This is a genomic window from Saccharicrinis sp. GN24d3 (assembly GCF_052400645.1).
Taxonomy (GTDB): Bacteria; Bacteroidota; Bacteroidia; order Bacteroidales; family Marinilabiliaceae; genus Saccharicrinis.
Map to the genome: position 1 here is coordinate 164,110 of NZ_JBQTGI010000004.1, position 25,513 is coordinate 189,622.

Below are 25,513 nucleotides of genomic sequence, written 5' to 3' on the forward strand. Positions count from 1 at the left end.
ATTTTTATTTTTTAGGTAATTTCAATTTATAATCGTGAGCTCCAGGAGCAAAATTGCTATAGAAAACTTCTGTTCCACTTCCCCATTTTTCCCAGTTTACCTCTACCCGATTATCTCCAAGAACAATGTTGAGAAGTTTGTTTTTTATGGCTTCGGCAATAGCCTTGTATTTCTTGTCAAAAGCCACATTATTCACTTCTTGAGGATCTTTGCTCATATCATACAAGGCAGGATCCAGGTCTTTGTAATCCGCATTTAAAGCCCACTTCATATCTCCACCATGCTTGGTGTTGGGACGGGTTTGTATAGAAAAAACGTAGTCTTTGGTACGAATAAAAGCACGCGGGCCAGTAACAGCGTGGCTTTCGCCAATTACATAATCTCTAACTGGTGCTTTTCCATTAACAACCTTTGCCAAATCCAGGCCATCCAAATAACTGTATTCGTCACTTTTTAACTTAGCTCCAGCTGCTGCCAATGCGGTTGGAGCCACATCCACAAACTCAGTAAACTCGCGCACCACCTTGCCTGCAGGGAATAGCTTTTTATCCGATGACACCACAACAATGGGATTATGACTATCAATATCCCAAGGTGTAAATTTTGAAATAGCTCCATGTTCATTCAACTTCCATCCATGGTCGCCATGCACATAAATCACCATCCATTCTTGTTTCTGCGCTTCACTATATTTAATAAATTCATCTACCGCATCTCCCACTAACTTATCGCCATAGGCACAAAAAGCAAAGTAGTCCTGAATCATAGTTTGTTTATCCTCATCGGAATAATTATCTGTAAAATTCCTGTCAACGACTGTTTTCATTTGCCTGGCCATTTCTGCATATTCTGTATCACTAAGTTCAGGAACTTTATAACTGTGCTTTTTAAAACGCTCACGGTAATCGGCAGGAGGAAGTACTGGTGTATGTGGAAAATCATATCCCAGATGAATAAAAACAGGTTTTGAAGAGTTAACGCCATCGTAGCTTAGTGAACCAACTTCAAATGGCTTATTTGCATTTTTCAGGTAATCCTGAAAAACCGATGTATAATAACCATCGCGGGTTTTACCCGCTTCACGAGAACTTACACCACCAATGATCATTCCTATGTCGAAGGTGGCTTTTTTCTTACCTTTAATCTTACGCAACAAATCATATTTTTTTACAGCACCTTCTGCTATTCCTTTCTCCTGGAATCCCAAATCTTCAATTTCGGTAGCCAGGTATTCTCGCTTACCCTCAGCATTCACGAAGAAATTTACGTTTTGAAGTGGTTTCTCCAGCTTTTTACCGTCAATTTCACTTATCCAGTCTTTGCCCCAGGCCGTTAAATTTTCGCGTGCCAGGGTTCTAAAATCAATATCGGTTTGATAAATTGGATATGACTTTGTTTTACCATTCTCCAACGTTTTGATACGCACACCCAATTTACCTACATGAAAGGTTTGATACCCTAAATTTACCATTTGCTCTGGCAAGGTAGGACGGGAATGTTTCAGTGTATTATTATGGTACTCAAACTCGTAAATCCCCGAACGGAAAGGATAACGTCCATAGTGCATGGATGCACGAGATGGAGCGCAACCTTGGGCTTGACAATAGGTATTGATAAAGGTCGTTCCCATTTCGGTCAGCTTGTCGATTTGTGGGGACTCTACATAACCTAATTCACTCATTTCATTACCTGTGAGCATTTTGTTAAAAGCGCGAACCGCATCGTAACGGTGATCGTCGGTAAGGATATATAGTACATTGGGTTGCTGTGCCAAAGCTTTTCCTGCGAAAGAAAAACTTAGAATAAAAAATAATATTTTTATCGTTTTCATGTGTTGTGGTTTATTTCGTTTCTTTAATTGATTCACTACTTTAATGGTCAGTATCTTTAAAATCATTGGGATAAAGCTCAATTCTTTTAGGTTCCTTTTTAGGCACAATATTCTTGTACTCGTCCTGAATTCCAGCCAACTTCATGATTTCTTTAGCCTCTTCTGAAAAATCCGATGTCATAAAATGATGCGTATTTTCAATCGTCGTATTCTTTCCGTTATCCTTTATGTTATTGCTTTTTACGAAATTGTCTTGCACCACTAAGTCGTGGCAGTTATCGCGCCAAATATGTAACCAAATGATGTTCTTTTCACCGGGAATACGGTTATCGATTACATTGCGTTTAATTGTCCAATACGCCGAACCATCGTCAGGGTATATACAACGGCGCCCCTTGTAAAGGTAATTCCCTTCAATTACGCTACCAGGTTGTTCACCCAATGTATAGATAATACCGCCATCCTTAAGTACACGGTGCGTATCGCCAGCCTTGTTAAAACTCATAGAATTGTTTTTGGCTACTTTTGAAGGCGGAAGGCCTGAGTTACCCCACCACCAACCCATCGTGATAGCACCATAAGGCATACCTGCAATATCATTATGATCAATCTTTACATTGGCTACAAAAAAGGCTGTTATACCTTCAAGTTGACGGAAATCAAGACATACATTTCGAATGTAATTATTTGTGATATGTATATTTTCGCAAATCCCTTCAACATCAGGGGAAAATAAATGACCATCGCCAATTTTATAATGCTGCGGATGACCTACATTGACAGAATTCCCCAATAAGTCGTAAAAATAATTACCATTGACTTTGCAGTTTTTTACATCATTTACCAAATTAATAGCGATGGCCGAACTTAATCGCTCAAAACTATTCTTATCGAAGGTAATGTTTTCAGCATTTTTAATTTCGACGGTTCCACGAGGTACACTTGTACAGTTGTATTCTGTACGATGCCAATTCCCATCAGAAATATATTGTATAGCCAATCCACTACTTTGAACACCGGCAAATGCGTGCGAGCCTTCTATCTCCATTAAGTTCCAATGGTCGTAAGAAAAATCAATGCCTTCAAATCGAATACTTCTTACCCTCGACTCGGTTGATGTTCCTTCAATACGGATTAAACCATCAGATAAGGGAGCAATTACTTGGGCTGTAGACATGTCTTCGCCATTGCTATAAAAATAAAGGGTTTGGGTTTTTCTATTAAAATAAAATTCACCAGGCGTGTTTAGTAACTCTTGCGCATTCCTGACCACAAACTTACTAGCAGGCTTGATTTTCGCAGCCCATCCCATTGTGGTGGCAATTGCTCCATAGGGTTGCTGTAATTTTAAAATTGTGGTATCTCCAATCTGTTGTGCCTCCCTAATGCAGTATATCTTCTCTGTCCAAACATTACACTGTACCAGTTCTACATCCTCAGCATTCTTAAATGCAGCAACATCCTCTGTTTTAAATTTAACTCCATCCATTGAAGAGCGTCCATCAAAAGCCCAGCTTTCAGTTCCTTTAACTTCAAAATTTCCCCACTGACCAAATCCTTTTATTGGTTCTTCGGTACCAGCCATACGCATTCGTTGCCCGTTAACGAATAAGGTTCGCAGTTTACTTTCCCTGTTCAGCTTAGCCTTATAAATGTTACCACTTACCTGTTCCCAGCCTGTAACTTTTTCACCGCCACTAATAAGGGGAACTTCATTTTTATAAGCTTTATACATTATTGAATGCCCATTTGTTCCCGAATCTTTCTCTTTAAACATAATTGGGCTGGTTAACTGGTATGTGCCACCATGCAAATACACCACAATATCCTGCTGCATATTCTTATTCACCTTTGCAACTTTTTGCTTAGCTGCCTCTATTGAATTAAAAGGAGCTTCGAGTGTACCTTTCCCGTTTTTACCTGCATCTGGCGATACGTGGTATTCTATTTGGGCGTATATTATCAGGTTTGACAATAATCCCAGTGTTAATAAAAGTATTTTAGTTTTCATAATTTCTATAATTTCTCAGTCGGGGTGCAACGCTATGTCGCGCCCCGACTATGAGTGTTTAATCATTCCAATGCTTTTCAATTATAGTCTGAATCTCAGGATAGTTCTCATCCGTCTCATTCAGTTCCTTTCTTTGCCTTTTGAGTTCTATCTTCAGCTCGGCAATTAATTCTTTACAAGCAGGGTCGTTGTAGCGATTATGTAATTCCTGTGGGTCGTTTTTTAAATCGTAAAACTCCCAGGTGTGGGGTGTTTCAAGCTCTTCGCCTTGATAATTCTTCTTCCAATAATGCCCCTCGTGTTCTGATTCGGGTAAATAGTGCTTACCGTAAAAAAACATTAGCTTGTAACTTGTGGTGCGAATACCAAAATGTGCCGGAACATAATGGTGAATAATGTGCATCCAGTAACGGTAATAAGTTGCTGTTCGCCAATTTGGTTCTTCTTTACCTTCCAGGGTTTTTACGAAGTTATGTCCTTGCATATATTTGGGAACTTTCCCGCCAACCAAGTCTATTAAAGTTGGAGCAAAATCGGTATTGTTAACTAACAAATCCGTTTTTCCGCCCGCTTTTATCTTTTTGGGGTAATACATAATAAACGGCATACGCATCGACTCTTCGTACATCCATCTTTTGTCTTGAAAGTCATGTTCGCCAAGCATCATACCCTGATCGCTGGTATAAACGATAATAGTGTTCTCGTACAAACCTTCTTTTTTCAGGAAATCAATTAAACGCCCCACATTATCGTCAATCCCTTTTACCAGGCGCAAATAACCTTTTAGGTAGTGTTGGTAGGCTTTGTGTGCCGACTCATTTAACGAAGTTTCATCGTCGAAAATAATATTGTAGTAACTAATATACTTGTTCCTAGTCGAAACAGAAGAACCAATATAATTTCGTAATGAATCGTTTATGCCACGTGTGCCTTCCGAGCCCCAGTTGGGTTGATAATACATGCTTGCCGGTTCCGGTATTTCAGTATTTGCCAAAAAATTGCTGTAGCGTGGGGCATATTCGAAAAGACCATGTGGCGCTTTAAAATGATGCATTACAAAAAATGGCTTCGATTTGTCCCTGTTTTTTATGTGTTCAATAACCGAATTGGTAATAATATCGCTGGAATGCCCCTCGTTTTCAACTTTATTTTGGGGCCAATTGCCTTTGCCTTTTTCATTAAAAATAGGATTGGTATAGCGTCCCTGACTGGGTAAAACTTTGTAAAAATCAAAATTAAGGGGTTCGTTTTTTAAGTGCCACTTCCCGAATATGGCAGTGCTATAGCCCAACTTTTTTAGTTCCATGGGAAGGTATTGCTTATCGGTGTCGAGCTTGTGGTCTAAATCTAAAACACCATTGGTTTGCGGGTACTGTCCTGTGATAATTGACGCCCGGCTTGGTGTACAAATAGAATTGTTACAAAATACATTTTCGAAAAGCATACCTTCCGAGGCTAACTTATCGAGATTAGGCGTTACGTTTAAATTGGCAAACCGACCGCCATATGCACCAATGGCATGGGCAGCATGGTCATCAGACATAATAAAAATAATATTCGGCTTTTTATTGTCTTCGTGTGCAAAGAGAAGTGCCGAGCAAATCAAAAGACATAACAAAATAATGCTTTTCATAATTATCTAATTTTTATTTGCTTTTAGCAAGCTCTCCAATTTCTTAATAGAAACATTAAACGGTTCATTACCCTGACAATGATCTGATTCATAATCGACATAAAGTGTCGGGCAGCAAGAATTTTCCTTCTTAAGCATCATCCATTCTTCCCATTTATTGCTGTAAGTTTCCAATATATTTTTTGCTTCCTGTCTATCGAAGGCTTTACCTTCTAACTCCATTTGAGCAAACATGATTTGCGTGCGAAAAATCAATTCTATTAATTCGTATTTTATGCGACCATAAGTAGTGGAAACCTTTAAAAACTCTTCGTCGTCTTTGTTTGGTAGAGAAATACTTTGCGCAATTTTCTCCATTTTATACCAGGTAAGCAGATTTTCCTTTTTCTCGGCCAATACTTTCTCGGCTAAACCTTTCTTTACATAAATGGACATATCTTGCGCCGAGAAAAAATGGTCGCGAATCCACCAGGGTGCCATGTGCTGCAAAGCTGTTGCTTGTCCTTTAAACACAGCATCTACCGACAACAAGCATAACTCACGTAATTTGGTGATGTTTTCAGACGACATTTTTAAGGTATTAGTAGCATACTCATTAAAAAGCTCTTCTTCTGTTATTTGAGGATTTAAAGTATATTGGCGAATAACATATTCGTTTAGATCCATCCAGAATTCATTTCCAAAGTAAGGTCCAAACCAACCATCGCCCCATGTCCATGTCCAAACACCTTTAACCTGTAGGTCACCATACAAATCACGTAAGCCTTTTTTCTGTTCCATTTCAGGCCAGCCTTCTATTATTCCTTGACCAATGTAGTATGGATGTGCATTTCTACCGTACATTCCTGCCTGGTTCATGGATACCTCTACAATTTGTTGATGTTTGCCAATACCTAAGGTTTTATTAAAAGGTAGTCCTCTTAAGAAGTCGCCGTGAACATGTTTGACAGAAAAATACAAGTTCTCATGTGGCGCTATGGCGTTTGTTATTTGTAAATATATCTCAGGATCAAGATGAAACTTCCTTTTAATTTTTCCCCAGTCCCATGTTCTGTAAAACAGTTTCTTGTTTCTTTTCACACATACTTCTTCTCTTAATAAGTTTAGAATAGTAACATGGTCTTCAGGAGAACGAACAGGTCTATCACCTACATGGAAAGGCGTATCATGTAAGTAGGTTTCTCCAAATCGTATAGTTAACCCACCTAATTCCGGGAACTTCGCGAATATTTCAGCTATCTGTGCCTTTAAAATCTCTTTTGTTTTGGCTTTTTGAATGGACAGGTGGCCATTTTTTTTCATTTCATCACCATACTTCTCCATTACCGAGTGAGGGACAACACATACATCCATAAATGGGTACATAGGCATTCCGGCACGTTTTGCATTTTCGAGCATAATTCTAATGTCGGCAGCTTTACGCTCAATCCACATTTTTTCGGGCGTGTTATCAGTAACAAGGTTGTCTTCATAGCCGTCGTATGTTACAGCACACTGAATTTCAAACTTGGGAACTTGTCCGTTGTAGCCTAATTCCATAATATAAGCAGGCTCGGTATATTTTGTATTGAACCTTGGTTCTCCGGGATTATGGTGAACCATGTTAAAAAGGATGGGATAACGAGTGCTGGTTTCTTCTGCAACATCACTTTTTGTTTGGCAACCATATAATAAAATTGTCAAAAAAGTAATTAATATATATTTAGCCAGTTCCATAATTTTGTATTTCTAGTTACTTACGATTGCATTGGAATTATTTTATTCTTTCCCTCTAACACACGCTGTTTCCATTTTCCTTTTACTTCTATTTTAAAAGCTAAAGCCCAATTGTTTGGCAGTTGCTTTGGTAATTCAATCACCAATTGGCTATTTTCTCTGGTAAAGTCAACTCTCCCATAGCCCATTAACTCAATAGACTTAATTTCATTTTTATCGGAAACAGCCGTTGCAGTACCTAAAGATTTAACGACTGTTTTGCCACCTCTAGGTATATCCAATTGAATGGTACATAAAGTATTCTCTCTGGCTGTAAATCGAATATCAGAAGCATCAAACTTTTTAGTATCGGGCTGAATTGGTCGAGCCTCTTTGCCATATGCAGTATGATGCTTGATAGGACAGTTTGCATCCTGATAAAACAAAGGTTCCACATGCCCCTCAGCGTAAACGACCCAAGGTCGGGTTCCATAAATAGCTTCACCATTAACGTTTAGCCAGCTTCCAATTCCTTCTAATAAATCAATCTGAGCCTGATCAAAAGAACCATCAGGACGAGGGTTCAAAGACAACAACAAACCTCCATTACGCGCCACCAAATCGGCCAAACGCACCACAATATCACGAGGCTTTTTATACTCAATACCATACCACCAAGGCCAATCGCACCACACTACAGCCGCTGGAGTATCATCTTCCCAAGGCCAATCCACAAAACCTGGACGATGTGCACCGTTTTCGTAGGAATAAATACCAAAGTTGGTTCCGAAGTTTCCTTTATTATGAACGCAGACATCTTTGTGCTCTTTCAAACCCATATTAAAATAATGCGCCAAAATCTCCTCTGTACCAAAGTCATCTCCACCACCCGAAAATCCATCAAACCATAAAATATCAGGTTTATATTTATCAATTACTTCGGTTGTAAGAGCCTTTCTATTTTTAATAAAACGCTCTTTACCTCCTAAAAACCAATAATAATCTTCCATGTTAGGATCTAATAGATCCGCACCATTCATTCCTTCTTTTCTTAAATTGTTTTGATGTTTAGTAAACTGGTGATAAGTACGTGCATGATGAAAAGTGGCAATAGTCTTTAATCCTTGCTTTTTAATTTCACCAAGTATTTCACCTAAAATATCGCGTTTAGGACCTGTTTTACCAGCGCAGTGAGGTGTGACTTCGGAATCCCACATGGCATAACCATCATGATGAATAGTACAAATACCGGCATATTTAGCTCCCGACTTTTTCACCAAAGCTGCCCAAGCAACAGGATCGAAACCTTCTACTGAAAAGTCCTCACACAATCGTTTATAACCATTGCCTTCTAAAACTGAACCATAACGTTTTTCAAATGCCTTGCGACGAGGCTCATCGGGATCAGAGTGATAGAAACCGTGGTAGGGTGTAATATAATAATTACCCCAATTGATATTGTTAACATCTTTCCATGCCCCTACTTGAGTATAAGCTCCCCAACTGGCATAAATTCCAAATTTAGCATCGAGTGCCCATTCCGGGGTTTGGTGCTTACGTAATGACTCCCAGTTAGCTTCGTATGGAGCAGTTAATTTCTCTTTTGTTTTAACTTCATTGTTTGTTGAAGTGCATGTTACCCATAGCAAAGACAATACTAACCATAACAAACTGTAGATTCGTTTATTCATAGCGTTCACTTAATTCGCTTAAACTCCAGTCCATTTAACCAGGTTTCCGCACCTTTGTTATCTGTTTCAAACTTGATAACAATAGGATTCACCCCATCGCTTTCAATATAATTGGTAACAGAGATAGGTTTACGTTCACCGATATCTTTTCCATCCTGAATACCTACTGCCGCATCGTCAGATACATAGTCAAAAACTCCATTAGCATCATTCAATTCAACCTTCATATGATATGGGAATAACTTTTTTAGATCTTGGAAAGAATGATGATAGGTTATTAATCGATACCTGCCCTTTGGTACATCTTTTATCGTAAGAACAAGTTCACCTTTTTTAGCAAAAACACCATCGCAGGCCATAAATGCCAAATCACCTAAAATAGCAAAGGTTCCTTCTCTCCATTCCAAATCCGATTCTGAGCTTACTTTAAAGTTACAACCCTCTACCTCAAATTCAAACTGTTTAGTATCTCCCCCATTTTTTATTTTCCATCCAAACTGCTCTAATTGGCCTTCTGTTTGCATATCTATTTTATGAGTTGGGTAATCATATATAGGTTTAGCTTTAGCCAACTCATCCGCAACAAACGGAATGGTAGTAAGAGATAAATTAGCAGCTTTTAACTTACCAGATGTTGCCCTTATTTTTATTTCCCCATTTTCTTGATTTCCTTTTAAATAAACCGTAGCCACCCCATGGTATGCCTGCATATTTTGGGTAAAATGTTTATCTGCATACATAATCGTACCTGCACCTTTGGCTTCAAAATGGACTTTGACATCAGCGTCTGTCACCGTTTCTCCATTTTTATCTACCACGTATGCCCGAATCATTTTTAAGTCTGAACCGCCTGCTACTAACTTCAAATCAGGATTATCTACTGCCAGTTTTAATGCATATGGGTCTTGAGTTTTGAAACGCGAATGAGTCGAAATTTCCTGGCCAAAACTGATAGCTTTTGCCGTAAGTGTTTCGTTTGTCCAATTGTGGTTAAAAGTAAAGGATGGATGATCGTTCCATAAACGTAATGGGTCGTTATCGGCTTTTTGAACAGCAACTAACTTATCATCGGCATATAACGCAACTTTGTTGGCATTGCTATATACATGAATTTTACGATTCTTATAAACCGATTCATCTGCAATATGAACATAAGGAGCATCTGTCAATTCCGATTTATACCAATAATATTCCGGCCTGGGAATACGGTAAGCCGTTTGCATTCCATAATCTGTCATATAATCAAACGATTCTGGCTTGGGTTGTAAGCGATTGTAATCAGCTCCTACCCAAAGTATCGCGCCAATGTTGTTTTTACGTTTCTTGTAGCGTGAAATATGATGTTGTTGTCCTAAACCATTATGGGTAAATCCATGCTCCATTACCATGCAAAAATCACCCTCAGGCATATCCGTCTGGCGGTAATCCATGGTGGCATAGATATCTGTTACTCCTGCGTTTTTAATACCATTCCATGGCGCAGATGCACTTGCGGTTAACCTGAATGGGTCTTCTTCCTTGGCTGCATTATTTAATTGTGGAACCGGCCCCCGGTGGTTAATTCCTGCTCCCCAGATGATAATCGACGGGTGATTGCGGTGGTTACGAACCATCATTCGAAGCGATCGCTCCAACTTGTTCATCCACTCGCCTTCCTTCCATTTAATCCAGGTAGCAGGTTCTTCGTAAAGAAGAATTCCTAACTCATCACAAGCCTCAATAAAGGAATCGTCCTGAGGGTAATGTGATAAACGGACGGCATTGATTCCAGCTTTTTTATAACGAAGGGCCGCTTCATAGTGCATGGAGTTTGGAACCGCATCCCCAATATGCGGAAAACTCTGGTGACGGTTTACCCCTACCATAAAAAATGGCGCTCCGTTTAACAACAAACCTTGACCATCGACCAATTCCACAGAACGGAATCCAAATTTATTCTCTACAAAATCAACTGCTTTGCCGTCCGTATAAATCACAGAAACAGCCCGGTATAAATAGGGATCATCGGGCGACCATAAGCGGTATTCATCGACTATTTCCGTTGTCTGACGAAATGTTTTGGTTTGTCCAGCTCCCACCTTGGCCTCTGAACTTAACTTTCGAACCAGGTAACCATGTTCATCCAAAAGCAAGGTTTCAATACGGCAATCAACTTGTACATCAAACTCATTAACAACTGTTGTTTTTACCGAAACTGTACCATTATTCTTTTTTACACTTGGTGTTGTAATATGCACACCTGCTTCAAAATCTTCCCAATTAAAATTAACATGCAGCTTATTGGTTTTAACCAGATACACATCGCGATAAATCCCACCCCACTTTAAATAATCCGTCTCATATGGGTCAGGAGAAATGGTAGGGTTAAAACTATTATCAGCAAGAACAGCGATTGTGTTTTCTTTTCCCGATACCACAAAATCGGTAATATCAAAATGGTGTGGCACATAACCGTTCACCTCAAAACGCCCTACAAACTTTCCGTTCACGTAAAGCTCCGTTGCGTTGTGAACACCCTCAAATTCAATAAAAGCCTTTTCTTCTTGCGTAAGATCGATATATAATTGCTTTCTATACCAGTTAAGGTCGCGAATAAATGCTTCTTGTTCCCAACGATAATTAACGCTATCTAACCATAATGAAAGTGGATCAGGGTTATGCGGCAAACAAACCGTTTCCCAATTACTGTCATCAAAAGCAACTGTCACGGGTTTATCCTGCTTCGGCATCTTGGAGAATTTCCAATTAAGGTTGATGTTTTGCTTGGTCCTGTTGTTAGCAGGATAACCCTCCGGGCGTTGTGCAAAAGCCAATGTATTGCTTAATATTAAAACAAGTACGAATAGAACTTTTAAAATCTTCATATTGAATATTTTCACAGATAGTAAATGATATTACTCTTACAAGTATACATTAAGATTTATTAACACTCTGCCTTTTAATAAAGGATTGCGGTTTTAAAACGGTAGTTGATACGGTGATTTTAACGGTTAAATCAAGACCATATAAGACTGATATTCTTACCATTATATAAACCAAACTTTTTTTTTCCCAGCAAGATTAATCCAGAGGCGTCTCACGTTTATATAATCAACTCTATACAGGCACAAACGACTCAACCAGAGTCACACATTATAAGTGTTTGCCGTCGATGTTCGATTCAGCAGGGGGTCATTTCGTACCGTGGTTATATTTCTCTACACATATCACCCCGCTGGGATAAAAACCGAATAATCTAGCCCCTGAAACATTTGACTTCATTTTTTTTAGCATCAATATTTTTAAGAGTAACTTACAAAAGCTATTTTTGGACTTATGAAGGTTGAGCAAAATAAAAAAGCTATCGACGAAACACTTGAACAAATATGTTCACATGCCTTATTTATTCATTCCAATACCCACACCCGTCTTTTAAGATACCTGGTTGAAAAGGCAATTTTGGGTGAGGATTTAAAAGAATATACCATTGGTTCAGATTTGTTTGGCATTGATTATTCTATAGATAAAAATAATGGTACGGTACGTTCGTACATGTATAAATTAAGAAAAAAGGTGGCTGCATATTATGAAAGTGCTAAACCAATTAACGATATTGTTTTCCATTTAGAAAAAGGCCAGTATAACCTTAGCTTTTTGTCGTCTAAAGAGTATCAGAGCAGTATCAACAAAGAGGAGTCTTATTTTAAAATATCAAAACAAACACTATTAACCGCAACATTATCTGTTGCAGGCTCACTTTTATTGTTCTTTATAATTTTACATTTCTCAAGAAAACCTAATATACTTTGGGAACCTTATTTTATAAAAGGTGCCAACAACCTGATTGTAGTTTCTGACCAATTTACAGTAACGCAAAAGTTAGAGGATGGACTAAGACACGCCGTCCTATATGGCGATATCAACAACAATAAAGATTTGCTAAACTATAATCAAAAGCATCCTGATATTCATTTAAAAAACACGGATTATACCATCATGTCAAAAATGGCTCCTTATGGTATTAAAATACTGACAGAGTGGTTCATATCAAACCAAAGCAGTTATAACCTTCAATTAGAAAGCAATCTGACTTACGATGATGTTCGGGAGAATAATATTCTTTTCATTGGTCAGTATAAAACCATGAATATTTCCAACTCGTTGTTTTTAAAAAACAGCAAGATGTTTTCTACTTATCGCGATGGATTTAAATACGCTAACAACAACGAAGAAAAAATTTATAATACCCGGTTTAAAGAGAACGGAAAATTAGAATATGCCATGGTAAGTTACAAGCCAATAGAATCGGGAAAAATGGCTTTTTACTTTGTATCCAATAATGACATTGGTGTATTAGCAACCTTGCGCAAATTTACAGATAAAGACTGGCTAAAAGGCTTTGAAAAACAATTACCCAAAAATTCCAAAACCTTCAATGCCTTATTTGAGGTAAGTGGACTACAACGAACTGATGTTAGTTGCGAATTGGTGGAATTGGAAACATTTAACAATTAGAGTCCTTTACATTCCTAATTCTATAATACTTTTTTCCATTCCCATAATTTCGGCCAAACCTTTTAATCGGCCTATTAGTGGATAACCAGGGTTATAATTGTTCTGGTAATCATGTAATATTTTTAAACCATGGTCGGGACGAACAGGAATTCTAATATTGGAGTTATCTGATTCTATTCTGCTTTGTTGTTCGAGCAATAAGGCCTTAATAATCTCAGGCATATTTTGTGAACCATCCATATGGCCGGACTCATAAAAACTACCATCATCAAGCAAAGTTGTATTACGCAGATGAGTATAATAAATTCTGTGTCCGCATTCCTGAATTATCTCCAACAAATTGTTCTCTGGTTTGGCCGATAAGGAACCTGTACAAAAAGTAATTCCATTATTGGGTGATGAATTGGCAGAAAGCAGCCACTTGAAATCATCCAATCCTCCAATAATTCTGGGTAATCCCAATATTTGAAACGGAGGGTCGTCGGGGTGAATGCACATACGAACACCTACCTGTTCGGCAACAGGAATAATATCATCTAAAAAAGTCTTTAAGTTTTCTCTTAACTTTTCCTTATTGATGTTTGCATATTTCTTTATGAATTCTAAAAACAAAGTTTTTGGGTTTGAAACAGAACCATCTATTACACCATCAATAAACCCCTGCGTTATAACAATGATATTATATGCCAATTTATCGGCTTCGGCACTGGTCATATTTAAATATATTTCCTTAGCTTTTTCAAGCAATTGGGCAGGATATTCTTCTTCGGCATTAGGCCGCTTTAAAATATAAGCATCAAAGGCAATAAATGTAGGAAAGTCAAATAACATAGACTCTCCTCCATCGGGCAATGCATAATTTAAATCGGTTCGAGCCCAATCCAGCACCGGCATAAAATTGTAGCAGATAGTATCAGTACCGCACTGCCCCAGATTTTTTACGGACTGCTTATAGTTTTCAATTAAACGAGGATAATCATTGGAATGTTGTTTTATACCTTCTGAAACCGGCAGACTTTCAACGACACGCCACCGCATACCTTTTTCTTTGATAGCTTTTTTAACTTTTAATATTTCTTCTATTGGCCATACTTCTCCGTTAGGAATATGATGAAGAGCCGTTACCACACCCTCCACTCCCATCTGTTTTAAATCGTCGAGGGTAATTGGGTCGTTAAATCCGAACCAGCGCCATGTTTTTTCTAGTGTTTTCATATAAATTCTCGCAAAGGCGCTAAGTCGCAAAGAAAAAAAGTATAGTCTTTTAATCATCTCGCTAAACAACAAAGGCCAAAATGTTTCTTTTTATATTAGAATTAAAGATTATTGACAATTCTTATAATTCCAGTTTTTATTAGTTTTTCATTGAAATTAATTAGAAGTCCTAGTTTTATACCTGTTACCTTTAAATAGGTTAGTAGTTGTTTTGGATGAACAGGAGCAATATGCTCTACAGATTTTAACTCAACAATAACCTTATTTTCAACAATTAAATCCGCTCTAAATCCAACATTCATCTTTCTTCCTTTCCAGGAGACTGGTATTGCTTTTTGTCTTTCAACATTTAACCCTTGTTCCGTTAATTCATAATACAGGATTTCCTCATACACGGATTCTAATAATCCAGGGCCTAATCTACATGAATTTCATAGCAAGCATTAATTATGATACTGGCTATTCCATTTTCTGTAAGACTATTTTCTCTCATAGTGGTTAAAGTATTTAATGGATTGAAAAACTTCTTTAACCACCAAGGTACAAAAACAAACTTAATACTCTTTGCAGCTTAGCGTCTTTGCGAGCCCCTTACCTTACACCCCACTAAACGAACTAAACCCACCGTCAATTGGTAATATTACTCCGGTGATAAATGATGCGGCTTCGGAGCATAGAAACTGAACGGCGCCATTTAATTCTCTAATATCGCCGAAGCGTCCCATAGGTGTGCGGGCCAACACTTTTTTGCTGCGTTCGGTGTAACTACCATCTTCGTTGATAAGAACTTTTCGATTTTGGTCGCCAATAAAAAAACCGGGAGCAATGGCATTAACTCTAATCTTTTCGCTAAACTTAGTTGCCATTTCCATGGCCATCCATTGTGTAAAACTATTTATGGCCGACTTTGCCGTAGAATAACCCGGCACCCTTGTGATGGCGGAATAGGTGGCCATAGAAGAAACTGTAATGATACTGCCCTCACCTTGTTTTGCCATAACTTCTCCAAAAACCAAACAAGGGTACACGGTTCCATTCATGTTTAAATCATTCACCTTCTGAAAGTCTTCAATCTTCATATCAAATACGCTCTGCTCTTCCGTTAATGTTGCTCCAGGCATGTTACCTCCGGCAGCATTAATCAAGATATCGATACGTCCCCATTTTGCAATGATTTCTGAACGTGTCTGCTTAAGTTCCTCAACATCTAACACATTTGATACATAACCAATTACCTCTCCCCCTAATTGCTTCAACTCATTAATACGGGCATCCACATTCTCTTTGCGTACATCTAATATCACCACTTTAACTCCTGCCTCAACTAGGCTTCTTGATATGCTACCTCCAAGCACACCTCCTCCACCGGTAACAATGGCTACTTTTCCTTTTAATTCAAACATTGCTTTATACTTTATTTGTATTGAAAGCAAAAGTATATTCTATGTATTTAATACATTGGTAGAATCTTTTAATAAAGTGATACTATTTTTAAATTCGTTACATTTGTTACGTGTCTATTTTAAATGAGCAAATACAATTTCCTGTAGATTCTTCTATAATTGTTAAAAGAAAGAACGAACCTCATTTTACTTATCCTTTTCATTACCATAAGGAATACGAACTGGTTTATGTTGAAGAAGGGTATGGAAAACGATTTGTAGGCGGAAATGTTGAACCTTTTGAAAATGGTGACATGGTAATGCTTGCACCTCACCTTCCTCATTGTTGGGAAAGCGATATGGCTTTTTTTGAAAACGATCCTAATTTAAAAGTTAAAGGAATAGTAGTTCAAATACCTAATGATTTTTTTAAAACGGCAGTATCTACTTATCCAGAATTCAAAGCAGTAAAACTTTTGCTAGAGAACAGTACCAAAGGCTTAAAAATATTAGGCAAAACAAGAGACAAAGTTGCCGAAAAGTTACCCGAGTTATTTGAACTTAAAGGATTGAAACGTTTATTTTTTTATCTAGACATTCTCAATTTCGTCCAATCCTCTGGTGAATTTCAACTGCTTAATCCAAACAGCACAAGAGTACAAATTCATGAGAATTCCAGACTTGGTAAAGTTTTTAAACTTGTAAACGAGAATTTTAATTCTTCAATAAATTTAGATGACTTATGTACGATAACTGGTTTGACAAAAACTGGATTCAGTTTATGGTTTAAACGAAATACAGCTAAGAATTTTTCTGTTTTTTTACAGGAGTTCCGTGTTAGCAAAGCATGCGAAATACTTCGAAAACAAGAAAATAAGGAAGTAAAGGTTTTTGAGATATCGTATATGGTTGGTTTTGAAAACCTATCTAACTTTAACCGTGCTTTTAAGAAAATTACAGGAAAAACGCCGAAGGAATATCGGCAACTATTTAACGGATAAAATACCCTTCCCTCCGCCTTCCCGAAGAAATTATACTTAAATGAATCGGGATGTCGCTTTGCTCGTACTGCGGAGTACTTCCCCTTAGACTCAAGACTAAAGGAAAGAGCCATTTATATGATGTTTAATATTTGTAACCCTACAAAGGTTTATCGGACATCTGCCCTTGCAGAATTGCAGAAGTAATATGCCCTCCGTTATCTGGGAAGGTAACTTCAACTTTGTTATCCCCTGTTTTTAGATCCTCCATGTTAACAAGTAATTCAAGAACACAGAAAAAACGCTTTCTTATATGTTGGTCGTATCCTCTAACTACATCACCTTTCACCACAACTTTTTTTCTGTTGATTTTCACATCAGGAGTTAAAGATTGACCATGATCACGTCCAACACCCAAACACAAAGTAGCTTCACCATTTTTATACTTACCAGAAAATGTATAGTGCATCTGGGGCTTTATTTTTTCTAATTTAAAGGAGATTTATATTAAGATCAATCTGTATTTTAAAATGTCAACCTTAGGGTTAAAGCTGGAGTATAATTTATTTCCGTTAACATATTATTCTCGTGATTAGGAGTATATAGTTTCTGAGGCGTGAATGATACATTTAAGGATTTCCTTTTATTAACGCCTGAACTAATTAATACAGGAATACTTATTAAGTCAGCAAGCACACCTGCCAGAATCATAAATCCCAATGCATCCGTAGCTCCTGCCGATCCTGACTCCCAACTACTTTCAAATCCAATGGCTCCCACAATAATCATTGTCGTACCACTTCCCAAAAGAATCAAACCAGTGTTTCTTTGATTTACACTTTTTTCTAAATAAAATTTCTGCAAATCAAGGGAATCGCTTTTTTCCTGTGAGTAAGCACTCAAGAAAAGCATAAACAAAACTAAGAAGGCAACTATCTTTTTCATTTAACATTTCATTTATTTAAGCTCTCATCTACACAAATCAAGTTACTGCCTTTTTTTGTTTTTGTCAACGAATGCAGTTTCAACACTGCAGATCTACCATAAGCGATTCATTCTTTTTTTATATCCTCCCATTCTTTATGTCAAAAAATACATAAAAATGGGAGGCAAATCTATATTACAAACCTTACTTATCGCTTAACACTACCGTTTCCTTATTTAAACTCAATCCACAACTTACATCTTTATAATTTTTGTCAGTTATAATATTTGCAGAACCCATTTTATCATAAAACGAGACTTCACCGTCTTTGTCGATGGTAACTATTACCTGTTCTTTTACCGAAACATCTACGGCTTTTAAATTGCTTCCCCCAAGGTTTGTCCAATGGGTGCCATCAAACCGTTCGAGCTGCCCATTTGAGATAGCAGCCACACAACCAAGCCATTCTCCACCACAACCTATATCTTCGGCTTTTTTATCGAGCGGTTTCCATTGGGCATCGTAATAATATGCCACTACCTTATTAATATCCGTAACCCAAATCGTTCCTGTGTGAGTAATATCGCAATGTTCGGCTTTTATGCCAGGCAGTTCCAACCACTCTTTACCATCCTTACCTATATTTATTATACGGTCTTTTCCTTTAGGCATTTCTACCCATTGCAAAGGACGAAATTTGTGAATATAAACAGAACCGTTTAACGAAGTATATACCACACCAGCAGAGCTAGACCCTACATCTTTTGCTTTTATACCCAACTTGGTTTCCTTTCCATTTGTAAGTTCAACCAATTCGTCATTAGTATTGATTGCCCAAATACCACCTTTAGCATCAGCGCTAATACTTTTATATTCGCCTTCTGTTTTTGTTACCGATTGATTTTCCCACCACCGCGTTAATGCTTCTTTTCTGTCAAATAACCTTTCAATAACTTTTTCATCCACATTGTCAAACCCATCTCCTTCAATTTTAAATACGAGTGCATGACTATATTCTATTCCATTAGGTATTTCAAGCTTAAGCCCTTTAGTAGTTGACTCCCACTTCACCTTCTTATCTTCATGTCCTAAAATTCTAATGGAAGAAATGTCCAGCGATTTGCCTTCTACTGGAGCAAAGTATTCTACTTTTACACTTCCGTTTTGAGGTACTTCAAAAACACTTAGGTAAACAGTGTTATCTCCCTTAGTAACAAAACGTTCTTGTTCAGCACCGCTTGTTAACCAAGGCTTTGTTCCATAAATAGACTCCCCGTTAATTTTCATCCAGGCACCTATTTCTTTTAATAAATCGTATGCCTTTTTATCGAGTTTACCATTACCCATCGGACTTACATTTAACAGCATATTTCCGTTTTTTGAAACAATATCAATCAGCTCCTGAACAATTTCAGTTGCCGAACGGTAATTACCATTCTTAACGTAGGTCCAATCGCCAATAGAAGTATCTGTTTGCCAAGGCTGTTTGCGGATAAACGGTAATCGGGCACGCTCAAGATTAAGCGTTGCAATCCCATCCCAGTAATAACCCCATTCGCCTTTAGGTGCTTTCTTGTACCAGTCTTTTATACACATTACGGCCTCATTCATTCCACCATGTCGCTCCATATTTTGATTATATAGATATGAAATCATCTCTAAACCGGTCTTTCCATGATCCTCTCCAGGAAAAGGCACACCACCATCTACATAAAAGAAATCCGGATCGTAATTATCGAATAAATCTTTACATCGTGCTAGCCAGTTTTCCTTCCAATAATCAGGTGCATTAGATGGCTGAGTAGGTTTCATATCTCCATCAGCATCCGGTGGCAGATACAATTCTTCATATTTTTTATCGTTTCCATCATATGGAACTCCTGCATAAGGACCTTCTTTGTCGGCTCCTTTATTGGTCTGGAACCAGCACGAAGCACGTTCAACATGGCTCGTAACTCCCCAACGAATTCCATGTTTCTCATACTTTTTTACGGCATCATAAAACTCCCCAATGACATCACGTTTAGGTCCGTAATTCACCGAGTTCCAACTATGATGTTTTGAATCCCATAGATCGTAATTATCATGATGATTAGCCATGCCCACAATGTACTTGGCTCCTACTTCAACAAATAAATCAACCAGTTCCTGGGCATTAAAACCTTCCCCTTTCCAGTCCTGAATAATATCTTTATACCCAAACACAGATGGATGACCATAATTGGCTACATGATGTTTGTAGTGTGGATGTCCTTCGATATACATGTTACGGGCATACCAATCTCCTACAGCAGTGTGTGCATAAGCATTCCAACAGACCCAAATTCCAAACTTGGCTTCTCCAAACCAATGTGGTGTTTCGTATTGTTGAAGCGATTCTACAGTAGCTTCAAATTTTCCGGTCTTTTCAACCTTGGTTTCACATGATGTAAAAGCCATCACCACGACCATTAACGCAGCAAATAATTTCTTTTTCATTTAGATGTAATTTGAGTTACAATTGACTATATTTTACAAATTCAGGCACTATAATTTTCACATTCAATTTCTTCATAGTCATTTGGCATTCGAAATAAAAACACAAGCCATAAAACACTGAATAACAATAGTTCAAAATTACAAACCCACATACGAACTAAAGAAAACATGACTATATGAAAACTATATTATTGACACTCCCCCTCTAACATAAACTATATTTCGAAGACAAATTCCGTAACTTGTCATCAGAAATAAAAACATGCATATGCAATTGAGGAATTTTCTAGTACTTGCGCTTATTTTTACGTCGGCCCTTTTTGCCTATTCTCAAAATGCCATTGATTCCATATACAAAGTGGAACACTTTAACAGGGAACGATATAAAATGGTACAGAAAAATACTAAGGAGGCTACTTCTTATTTTAAGAACTCTGCGGCATACTATTTAGAAAAAGGAGACACTATTCATCACCTATTAAGTATAGCCCACCTATCTGACATTAAGCACCGCCAAGGAAGGTTTAATCAGGCATTTGATTTGTTATGGGAAGGCCTTCCCCTGGCAACAAATATATCAAACAAAATGCCTCTGCTTGAGTTCCACCAAATGCTAGGAATCCTGTATCAGGTATATGGCAAGGATAGCATAGCTTTATCTCACACAAAGCAAGGATTACAAATTTCGAAAGAGTACGCCATTAAAGATGATAAATACAAAAGTAGATTGGTTTCATGTTATTTAGATGTGGCCATACAATATGAAGCCATGAAAAATTATAATCAGGCTTTGCTTTATCTAGATTCTTGTTATGCCCACGATTCCTCGGGCAAGCGTTTACATTTTGTGGACGGTGTGTATGGGCAGGTTTATCTGGCAAAGAAAGACTATAAAAAGGCGAAGCAATATTTAAAAGGCGTCATCCCTTTTTTGGAAGAAAGGGGAAACGGTTTTCAGACTTCGGCGAACTATTTTTTTGGGAAATTAAAATGGGAACTCAATCAGACAGATAGCGCCATTTATTATTATCAGAAGTCATTGTCAGCAATAGACTCTTTGCAAAACAACTTAAAGCTAAAGCCTGCCGTACTCCAAGACTTAGCCTTTGTATATTCGAAAATAAACTTAAACAAAAAGGCATTTGAATGTATGCAAGAAGCTAAACTTTTAACCGACAGCCTTTTTACAACACAAAGCCAACAAAACAAGGCTCTATTTGAAATTAAAAACAAGTACAAGGAGGATTTAATACAGAAAGAGCAAGAATTATCATCTCAAAATCAACTACTTAAAATTAGCAATGAGGCCCGGTTCAGGTTAAGATTATTAATAGGTGTTTTGATGTTTTTAGCTGTTATTGCGTTTTTTAGCTTTAGAATGAAGGTAAAAATGAAAAAGATAACTTACGAAAAATCGCTGAACGAAGAAAAGAACCAAGCCATCCTTGAAGTTAAAAATAAAGAACTGACGGCTCATGCCCTTCAAATCATCGAGAAAGAACAAACCGTTAAAGAACTGCTAGAGACTATTTTGGTTAAATCGCCGGAAACCCATAATTCACTGCAGCGCAAATATAAACAGAGCAACAAAAAAATATGGGAAGATTTTCACCTTAGGTTTACACAAACCAACGACCAGTTTTATAAACGTTTGTTGGATTTGCACCCGGAGCTCACCCCTACCGACCTGAAACATTGTGCCCTTATCAAGTTAAATTTCGATAGTAAAGAAATGTCGCACCTACTGGGAATTTCAATCAATAGTGTTCATATGGCACGCTCACGCATACGTAAAAAGTTGGGTTTAAACAGAGAGGATAGTTTGAGTAATTATTTAGGAAAAATTTAAATAAATAACTTATAAATCCCCATCCCCACACCTACGTCGTGGAACTTCCCCTTTTGCACATGCAAAAAGGGAAGAACCATAGAACATTCACTTACAATTTACTTCTTAAGTTAGAACAGCTTTGCTACTAAAGCTCACTAAACACACTATTCTTTCTTTAATATTTCACAAAAGTCAGTTCAGCCAGCATTGGCTTTGCATGATGTTTTAAGACGGTTAATCTGAATTTTCTTGCTTTAACCTCCTCAAAGCTACCATTAAAGTTATGCGTCATTGGCTGGTCGCTCTCCACAAGCAATTTCCATTCTCCTTTTACGAACGCTTCAATTTTAAAAGCATCAATGCCTCGCCTGAACTCTCCACAAATCACCTTGTTAAATGTCTTTTTAGAACCAAAGTCCAGTTCAATCCAAGGTTTGTTATCTCCTTCTTTAAAATTCCAACGGGTAAACAAGTCGGCATCAATAATATTCTCGGGCTTGTATTCATCAGAGCTAAAGCTTGATGCGGTTATTTTTACCCCTTCATGAACTGGTTTTAATTCTGGAAGCTCCTTTAAAGGTGCAGATAACTTAACGGCTTCTCCAATTTCTTTTAGTCGTTGAATCACATTTTCGTCCATCAAACCTTTATCGTTGGGAGCAGCATTTAGCAGGTAATTGGAATAATGTGAGTTAGCAAAATTCAGTTCTCTCACCACATCATCAACCGACTTTAGCTCCTGATTTTCATATCCTTTTTCCCAAAACCAGGTGGACTGCAATGTTGGACCTTGTTGAGATGGAATAGTATTATCGTAAGGGCAATGCTGACCGTGGGTTGCCTCGTAATGAACCAGCTGAGTATACTTTAAGTCGGTTCGGCAACTGTGGTTAATTACCAAACAATTAGGCTGGATAGAATGAATATGGTCGGCCAATACTTCGTAGGGCAGTTCTTCAAAGTCGGGACCATTTCCCCATTTAGAACCCCAGCCATCGATAACTATGCAAGCTATATCTCCATAGTTGGTCAGTAGTTCGGTTAACTGTTCTTTGGTAAAATCGATATTTACCTGGTTAATGTTATTGTGCTGAACTCCCTGGTGCCTGTCCCAAACCGAAAAATATAGTCCAACTGTGATTCCTGCTTTTCTGAAAGCATCCGCATATTCTTTTACGATATCGATGTTTTTATATTCTTTTTCAGCAGAAGCAATATCATAATTCGTTGTTTTGGTATCCCATAAACAAAATCCATCATGATGTTTGGTGGTAAAAACTGCATAATTCATTCCGGCCGATTTTGCTGCTGTAGCCCATTGATTACAGTCTAGTTCCGAAGGTTTAAAATCTTTGGGGTCGTGAAATGGATAGGCCCATTGTTCTGCATGATAGGTTCCTGTGTTATAATGGATAAACATTCCAAATTTCAGGTTTAGGAAATCAAGAACGTTTTTATCCGTTTGTTTTTGATTTTGTGCAGATACGCTGATTATCTGGATTGCAAAAAAAAGCATTGCTATAATTCTGTTTCTCATTTGTTTAATTTTTATTTTTTAATCCATTTGTTTACTTATCAACTGCCTCCAAAGAAAAAGACTGTAAGCCTAAACCTTTCCATACACCATCTTTTTGGGGTTGAATGGTTACGGTATATTTTCCGGGTTTGTCGAATTTAACAGTCCCTAATTCTTTGGCAGGGTAATCAAAGTTTTTTTCTTCTTTGCTTAGCTCAGAGGTATGTTCAAAAGTTTGTCCGGCAATACTGACGGAAAGCTCACTACCTGTGTTCTTTTCAAACTTTTCGACATAAGTAATGGAAAGCTTATAGTTGCCCGGCTTGGTGATTATGACATCAGCTTTAGCATGGTCATTGGCATCTGTCCAACCAACTACTTTCATTCTATTCCTATATCCACCATAAACAGGTTGTATTTTGGGATTAGAGAATTCAAAAGCCCGAACAGTAATATACAAATCACCATTAGAAAACTGGCGTTGTATTTTATCATAGTTACATTGGCCTTGGGTTACAATAGTAATAACAGAAACCGTACTTAAGTTATCGTGTTCCGACCAACTAAGGTTTAAGGTATTCTTTTTAGATTTTACTTTTACCTCTTTCTTTCCGTAATTATTGGTTATATATGCTTCTTTTACATTTCCACTAAAACCATCAATTTGAATAGCATTTGTTTTTGGGTCTGAAACATATAAAAATAAGGTGTCCTGTTTTGATCCAACGGTACCCCAATCAAATGTTCGTGGCCAGAACGGATTAGCTTTTGCATCGTATATAGCTTCTCCGTTAATTTTAAGCCAATCTCCCATTTGTAATAAACGCTCTTGCATAATTACCGGGATTCTACCATCGGCAGTAGGGCCAACACATAGCAAGAAATTTCCTCCGCCTGCTGTTACAAAGCAAAGTTGTTCAATTAGTTCATCGGCGCTGTTATAGTCCTGAATACCTTCTCTGCGGTTATATCCATAACTTTGACCAATACCTCGGTCTTCTTGCCATGGGTGTTCCGGCGAAGTCCATTTCCCATATCCGTATTCGCTTTCAAATACATCACCGTTAATTCCTCTTGAACTTCCCCAACGGTCGTTTACCACAACAACATCTTTTACCGGAGAATCGAAATACAACCATTTTGCCAATTCATTATTACGCCACTTTTTTCCATTCATGCCCCAGTCACCATCCAGGAAAATGCTCCAGGGTTTATATTTACTAACCACTTCTTTAAACTTAGGGTGGAAAAAATCGGTCACAAATTTATCTCTATTGGATAACCATAAGGGATGATACCACTCGTACAACGAATAATAAATTCCCATTTTAAGTCCTATTTTATTTCCGGCATCATTCAATTCACCAATGACATCTCGTTTGGGGCCAACCACCATGCTGTTCCACACATTGGTTGATTCGGTTTCGGCATATTGGGTAGGATACATGGCAAAACCATCATGATAATTGGCGGTAGTAACAACATACTTTGCTCCACTTTGCTCAAAGAGTTTACACCATTCATCGGCATCAAAAAAATCAGCGGTAAGGTCGTGTATCAGTTCTTCAACCGGTATGTCGCCATAAACCTTTTTATGAAATTCCTGTGTGCCTTTATCTCCATTTCGTAAGCGAGCCCAATACCATTCGGCATACCCAACCGGCGCATAGGATGGCACGGAATACGGTCCCCAAACCACGAATATTCCGAACTTGGCATTATTAAACCAATCCGGGAGCGGACGCTTGTCAATTTCTGCCCAATCGGCTGAGTATTGCTCATCGGTAACTGGTTTTAACTGATCCATGGTAGGCGCATTTTGTTGAGCATT

Annotated in this window: 17 protein-coding genes; 3 read left to right on the forward strand and 14 right to left on the reverse strand. The window is 37.8% G+C overall.

The window, feature by feature from the left end; translation table 11 throughout:
* Window positions 1-4: 4 nt before the first annotated feature.
* From ACT29I_RS06910 to ACT29I_RS06935, 6 genes are read right to left on the reverse strand one after another with little or no spacing between them, the layout of a single operon-like run.
* On the reverse strand, window positions 5-1,831 hold the full coding sequence (locus ACT29I_RS06910) for a sulfatase-like hydrolase/transferase (protein ID WP_444793042.1): 1,827 nt from the start codon (window positions 1,829-1,831) through the stop codon (window positions 5-7).
* Between the two features lie 40 nt (window positions 1,832-1,871).
* Window positions 1,872-3,842: a hypothetical protein gene (locus ACT29I_RS06915; protein WP_444793043.1), complete on the reverse strand. Its 1,971-nt coding sequence runs from the start codon at window positions 3,840-3,842 to the stop codon at window positions 1,872-1,874.
* A 58-nt stretch (window positions 3,843-3,900) separates the two neighbouring features.
* Window positions 3,901-5,475 (reverse strand): sulfatase family protein, encoded by a 1,575-nt coding sequence (locus tag ACT29I_RS06920; protein WP_444793044.1) that lies wholly within the window; start codon window positions 5,473-5,475, stop codon window positions 3,901-3,903.
* Window positions 5,476-5,481: 6 nt separating this feature from the next.
* Entirely contained in the window at window positions 5,482-7,191 is a 1,710-nt protein-coding gene (locus tag ACT29I_RS06925; protein WP_444793045.1) for a hypothetical protein, read from the reverse strand.
* Between the two features lie 20 nt (window positions 7,192-7,211).
* Window positions 7,212-8,861, reverse strand: a complete 1,650-nt coding sequence (locus ACT29I_RS06930) for an alpha-L-fucosidase (protein ID WP_444793046.1) — start codon at window positions 8,859-8,861, stop codon at window positions 7,212-7,214.
* Between the two features lie 5 nt (window positions 8,862-8,866).
* Window positions 8,867-11,725 (reverse strand): glycoside hydrolase family 2 protein, encoded by a 2,859-nt coding sequence (locus ACT29I_RS06935; protein ID WP_444793047.1) that lies wholly within the window; start codon window positions 11,723-11,725, stop codon window positions 8,867-8,869.
* Between the two features lie 451 nt (window positions 11,726-12,176).
* Between ACT29I_RS06935 and ACT29I_RS06940 the strand changes: the two genes are divergently transcribed.
* Window positions 12,177-13,355, forward strand: coding sequence for a hypothetical protein (locus ACT29I_RS06940; RefSeq protein WP_444793048.1), 1,179 nt, complete (start codon window positions 12,177-12,179; stop codon window positions 13,353-13,355).
* A gap of 6 nt (window positions 13,356-13,361) precedes the next feature.
* Here the strand turns inward: ACT29I_RS06940 and uxuA are convergent, their stop codons facing one another.
* The 3 genes from uxuA to ACT29I_RS06955 form a co-directional block, all read right to left on the reverse strand.
* On the reverse strand, window positions 13,362-14,570 hold the full coding sequence (uxuA, locus tag ACT29I_RS06945; RefSeq protein WP_444793049.1) for a mannonate dehydratase: 1,209 nt from the start codon (window positions 14,568-14,570) through the stop codon (window positions 13,362-13,364).
* Window positions 14,571-14,671: 101 nt separating this feature from the next.
* Complete coding sequence (locus ACT29I_RS06950; protein WP_430935994.1) at window positions 14,672-14,965, reverse strand: GxxExxY protein; 294 nt, start codon at window positions 14,963-14,965, stop codon at window positions 14,672-14,674.
* Between the two features lie 201 nt (window positions 14,966-15,166).
* On the reverse strand, window positions 15,167-15,973 hold the full coding sequence (locus ACT29I_RS06955; protein WP_430935992.1) for an SDR family oxidoreductase: 807 nt from the start codon (window positions 15,971-15,973) through the stop codon (window positions 15,167-15,169).
* A 110-nt stretch (window positions 15,974-16,083) separates the two neighbouring features.
* Between ACT29I_RS06955 and ACT29I_RS06960 the strand changes: the two genes are divergently transcribed.
* Window positions 16,084-16,953, forward strand: coding sequence for an AraC family transcriptional regulator (locus tag ACT29I_RS06960; RefSeq protein ID WP_430935990.1), 870 nt, complete (start codon window positions 16,084-16,086; stop codon window positions 16,951-16,953).
* Window positions 16,954-17,092: 139 nt separating this feature from the next.
* Here the strand turns inward: ACT29I_RS06960 and ACT29I_RS06965 are convergent, their stop codons facing one another.
* The 3 genes from ACT29I_RS06965 to ACT29I_RS06975 all read right to left on the reverse strand — a co-directional run bounded on the left by ACT29I_RS06965 (window position 17,093) and on the right by ACT29I_RS06975 (window position 20,335).
* On the reverse strand, window positions 17,093-17,401 hold the full coding sequence (locus ACT29I_RS06965; protein WP_430935988.1) for a hypothetical protein: 309 nt from the start codon (window positions 17,399-17,401) through the stop codon (window positions 17,093-17,095).
* 56 nt (window positions 17,402-17,457) lie between these two features.
* Window positions 17,458-17,877 (reverse strand): hypothetical protein, encoded by a 420-nt coding sequence (locus ACT29I_RS06970; protein ID WP_430935986.1) that lies wholly within the window; start codon window positions 17,875-17,877, stop codon window positions 17,458-17,460.
* Window positions 17,878-18,061: 184 nt separating this feature from the next.
* Window positions 18,062-20,335: an alpha-L-fucosidase gene (locus ACT29I_RS06975; protein WP_430935984.1), complete on the reverse strand. Its 2,274-nt coding sequence runs from the start codon at window positions 20,333-20,335 to the stop codon at window positions 18,062-18,064.
* A 268-nt stretch (window positions 20,336-20,603) separates the two neighbouring features.
* Here ACT29I_RS06975 and ACT29I_RS06980 point away from each other — a divergent pair, with 268 nt between their 5' ends.
* Window positions 20,604-22,184 carry a hypothetical protein gene (locus ACT29I_RS06980; protein ID WP_430935982.1) on the forward strand — a complete coding sequence of 527 codons (1,581 nt, stop codon included), beginning with the start codon at window positions 20,604-20,606 and terminating at the stop codon, window positions 22,182-22,184.
* Window positions 22,185-22,341: 157 nt separating this feature from the next.
* Here the strand turns inward: ACT29I_RS06980 and ACT29I_RS06985 are convergent, their stop codons facing one another.
* Window positions 22,342-23,703, reverse strand: a complete 1,362-nt coding sequence (locus ACT29I_RS06985) for an alpha-L-fucosidase (RefSeq protein WP_430935980.1) — start codon at window positions 23,701-23,703, stop codon at window positions 22,342-22,344.
* A gap of 31 nt (window positions 23,704-23,734) precedes the next feature.
* Window positions 23,735-25,489 (reverse strand): alpha-L-fucosidase, encoded by a 1,755-nt coding sequence (locus ACT29I_RS06990; RefSeq protein ID WP_430935978.1) that lies wholly within the window; start codon window positions 25,487-25,489, stop codon window positions 23,735-23,737.
* Between the last annotated feature and the right edge of the window lie 24 nt (window positions 25,490-25,513).

What these genes read in the sequence shown, in the direction of transcription:
- ACT29I_RS06910 (WP_444793042.1), bottom strand. Translation starts at nt 1,831, where the DNA reads ATGAAAACGATAAAAATATTATTTTTTATTCTAAGTTTTTCTTTCGCA.
- ACT29I_RS06915 (WP_444793043.1), bottom strand. Translation starts at nt 3,842, where the DNA reads ATGAAAACTAAAATACTTTTATTAACACTGGGATTATTGTCAAACCTG.
- ACT29I_RS06920 (WP_444793044.1), bottom strand. Translation starts at nt 5,475, where the DNA reads ATGAAAAGCATTATTTTGTTATGTCTTTTGATTTGCTCGGCACTTCTC.
- ACT29I_RS06925 (WP_444793045.1), bottom strand. Translation starts at nt 7,191, where the DNA reads ATGGAACTGGCTAAATATATATTAATTACTTTTTTGACAATTTTATTA.
- ACT29I_RS06930 (WP_444793046.1), bottom strand. Translation starts at nt 8,861, where the DNA reads ATGAATAAACGAATCTACAGTTTGTTATGGTTAGTATTGTCTTTGCTA.
- ACT29I_RS06935 (WP_444793047.1), bottom strand. Translation starts at nt 11,725, where the DNA reads ATGAAGATTTTAAAAGTTCTATTCGTACTTGTTTTAATATTAAGCAAT.
- ACT29I_RS06940 (WP_444793048.1), top strand. Translation starts at nt 12,177, where the DNA reads ATGAAGGTTGAGCAAAATAAAAAAGCTATCGACGAAACACTTGAACAA.
- uxuA (WP_444793049.1), bottom strand. Translation starts at nt 14,570, where the DNA reads ATGAAAACACTAGAAAAAACATGGCGCTGGTTCGGATTTAACGACCCA.
- ACT29I_RS06955 (WP_430935992.1), bottom strand. Translation starts at nt 15,973, where the DNA reads ATGTTTGAATTAAAAGGAAAAGTAGCCATTGTTACCGGTGGAGGAGGT.
- ACT29I_RS06965 (WP_430935988.1), bottom strand. Translation starts at nt 17,401, where the DNA reads ATGCACTATACATTTTCTGGTAAGTATAAAAATGGTGAAGCTACTTTG.
- ACT29I_RS06970 (WP_430935986.1), bottom strand. Translation starts at nt 17,877, where the DNA reads ATGAAAAAGATAGTTGCCTTCTTAGTTTTGTTTATGCTTTTCTTGAGT.
- ACT29I_RS06975 (WP_430935984.1), bottom strand. Translation starts at nt 20,335, where the DNA reads ATGAAAAAGAAATTATTTGCTGCGTTAATGGTCGTGGTGATGGCTTTT.
- ACT29I_RS06980 (WP_430935982.1), top strand. Translation starts at nt 20,604, where the DNA reads ATGCAATTGAGGAATTTTCTAGTACTTGCGCTTATTTTTACGTCGGCC.
- ACT29I_RS06985 (WP_430935980.1), bottom strand. Translation starts at nt 23,703, where the DNA reads ATGAGAAACAGAATTATAGCAATGCTTTTTTTTGCAATCCAGATAATC.
- ACT29I_RS06990 (WP_430935978.1), bottom strand. Translation starts at nt 25,489, where the DNA reads ATGGATCAGTTAAAACCAGTTACCGATGAGCAATACTCAGCCGATTGG.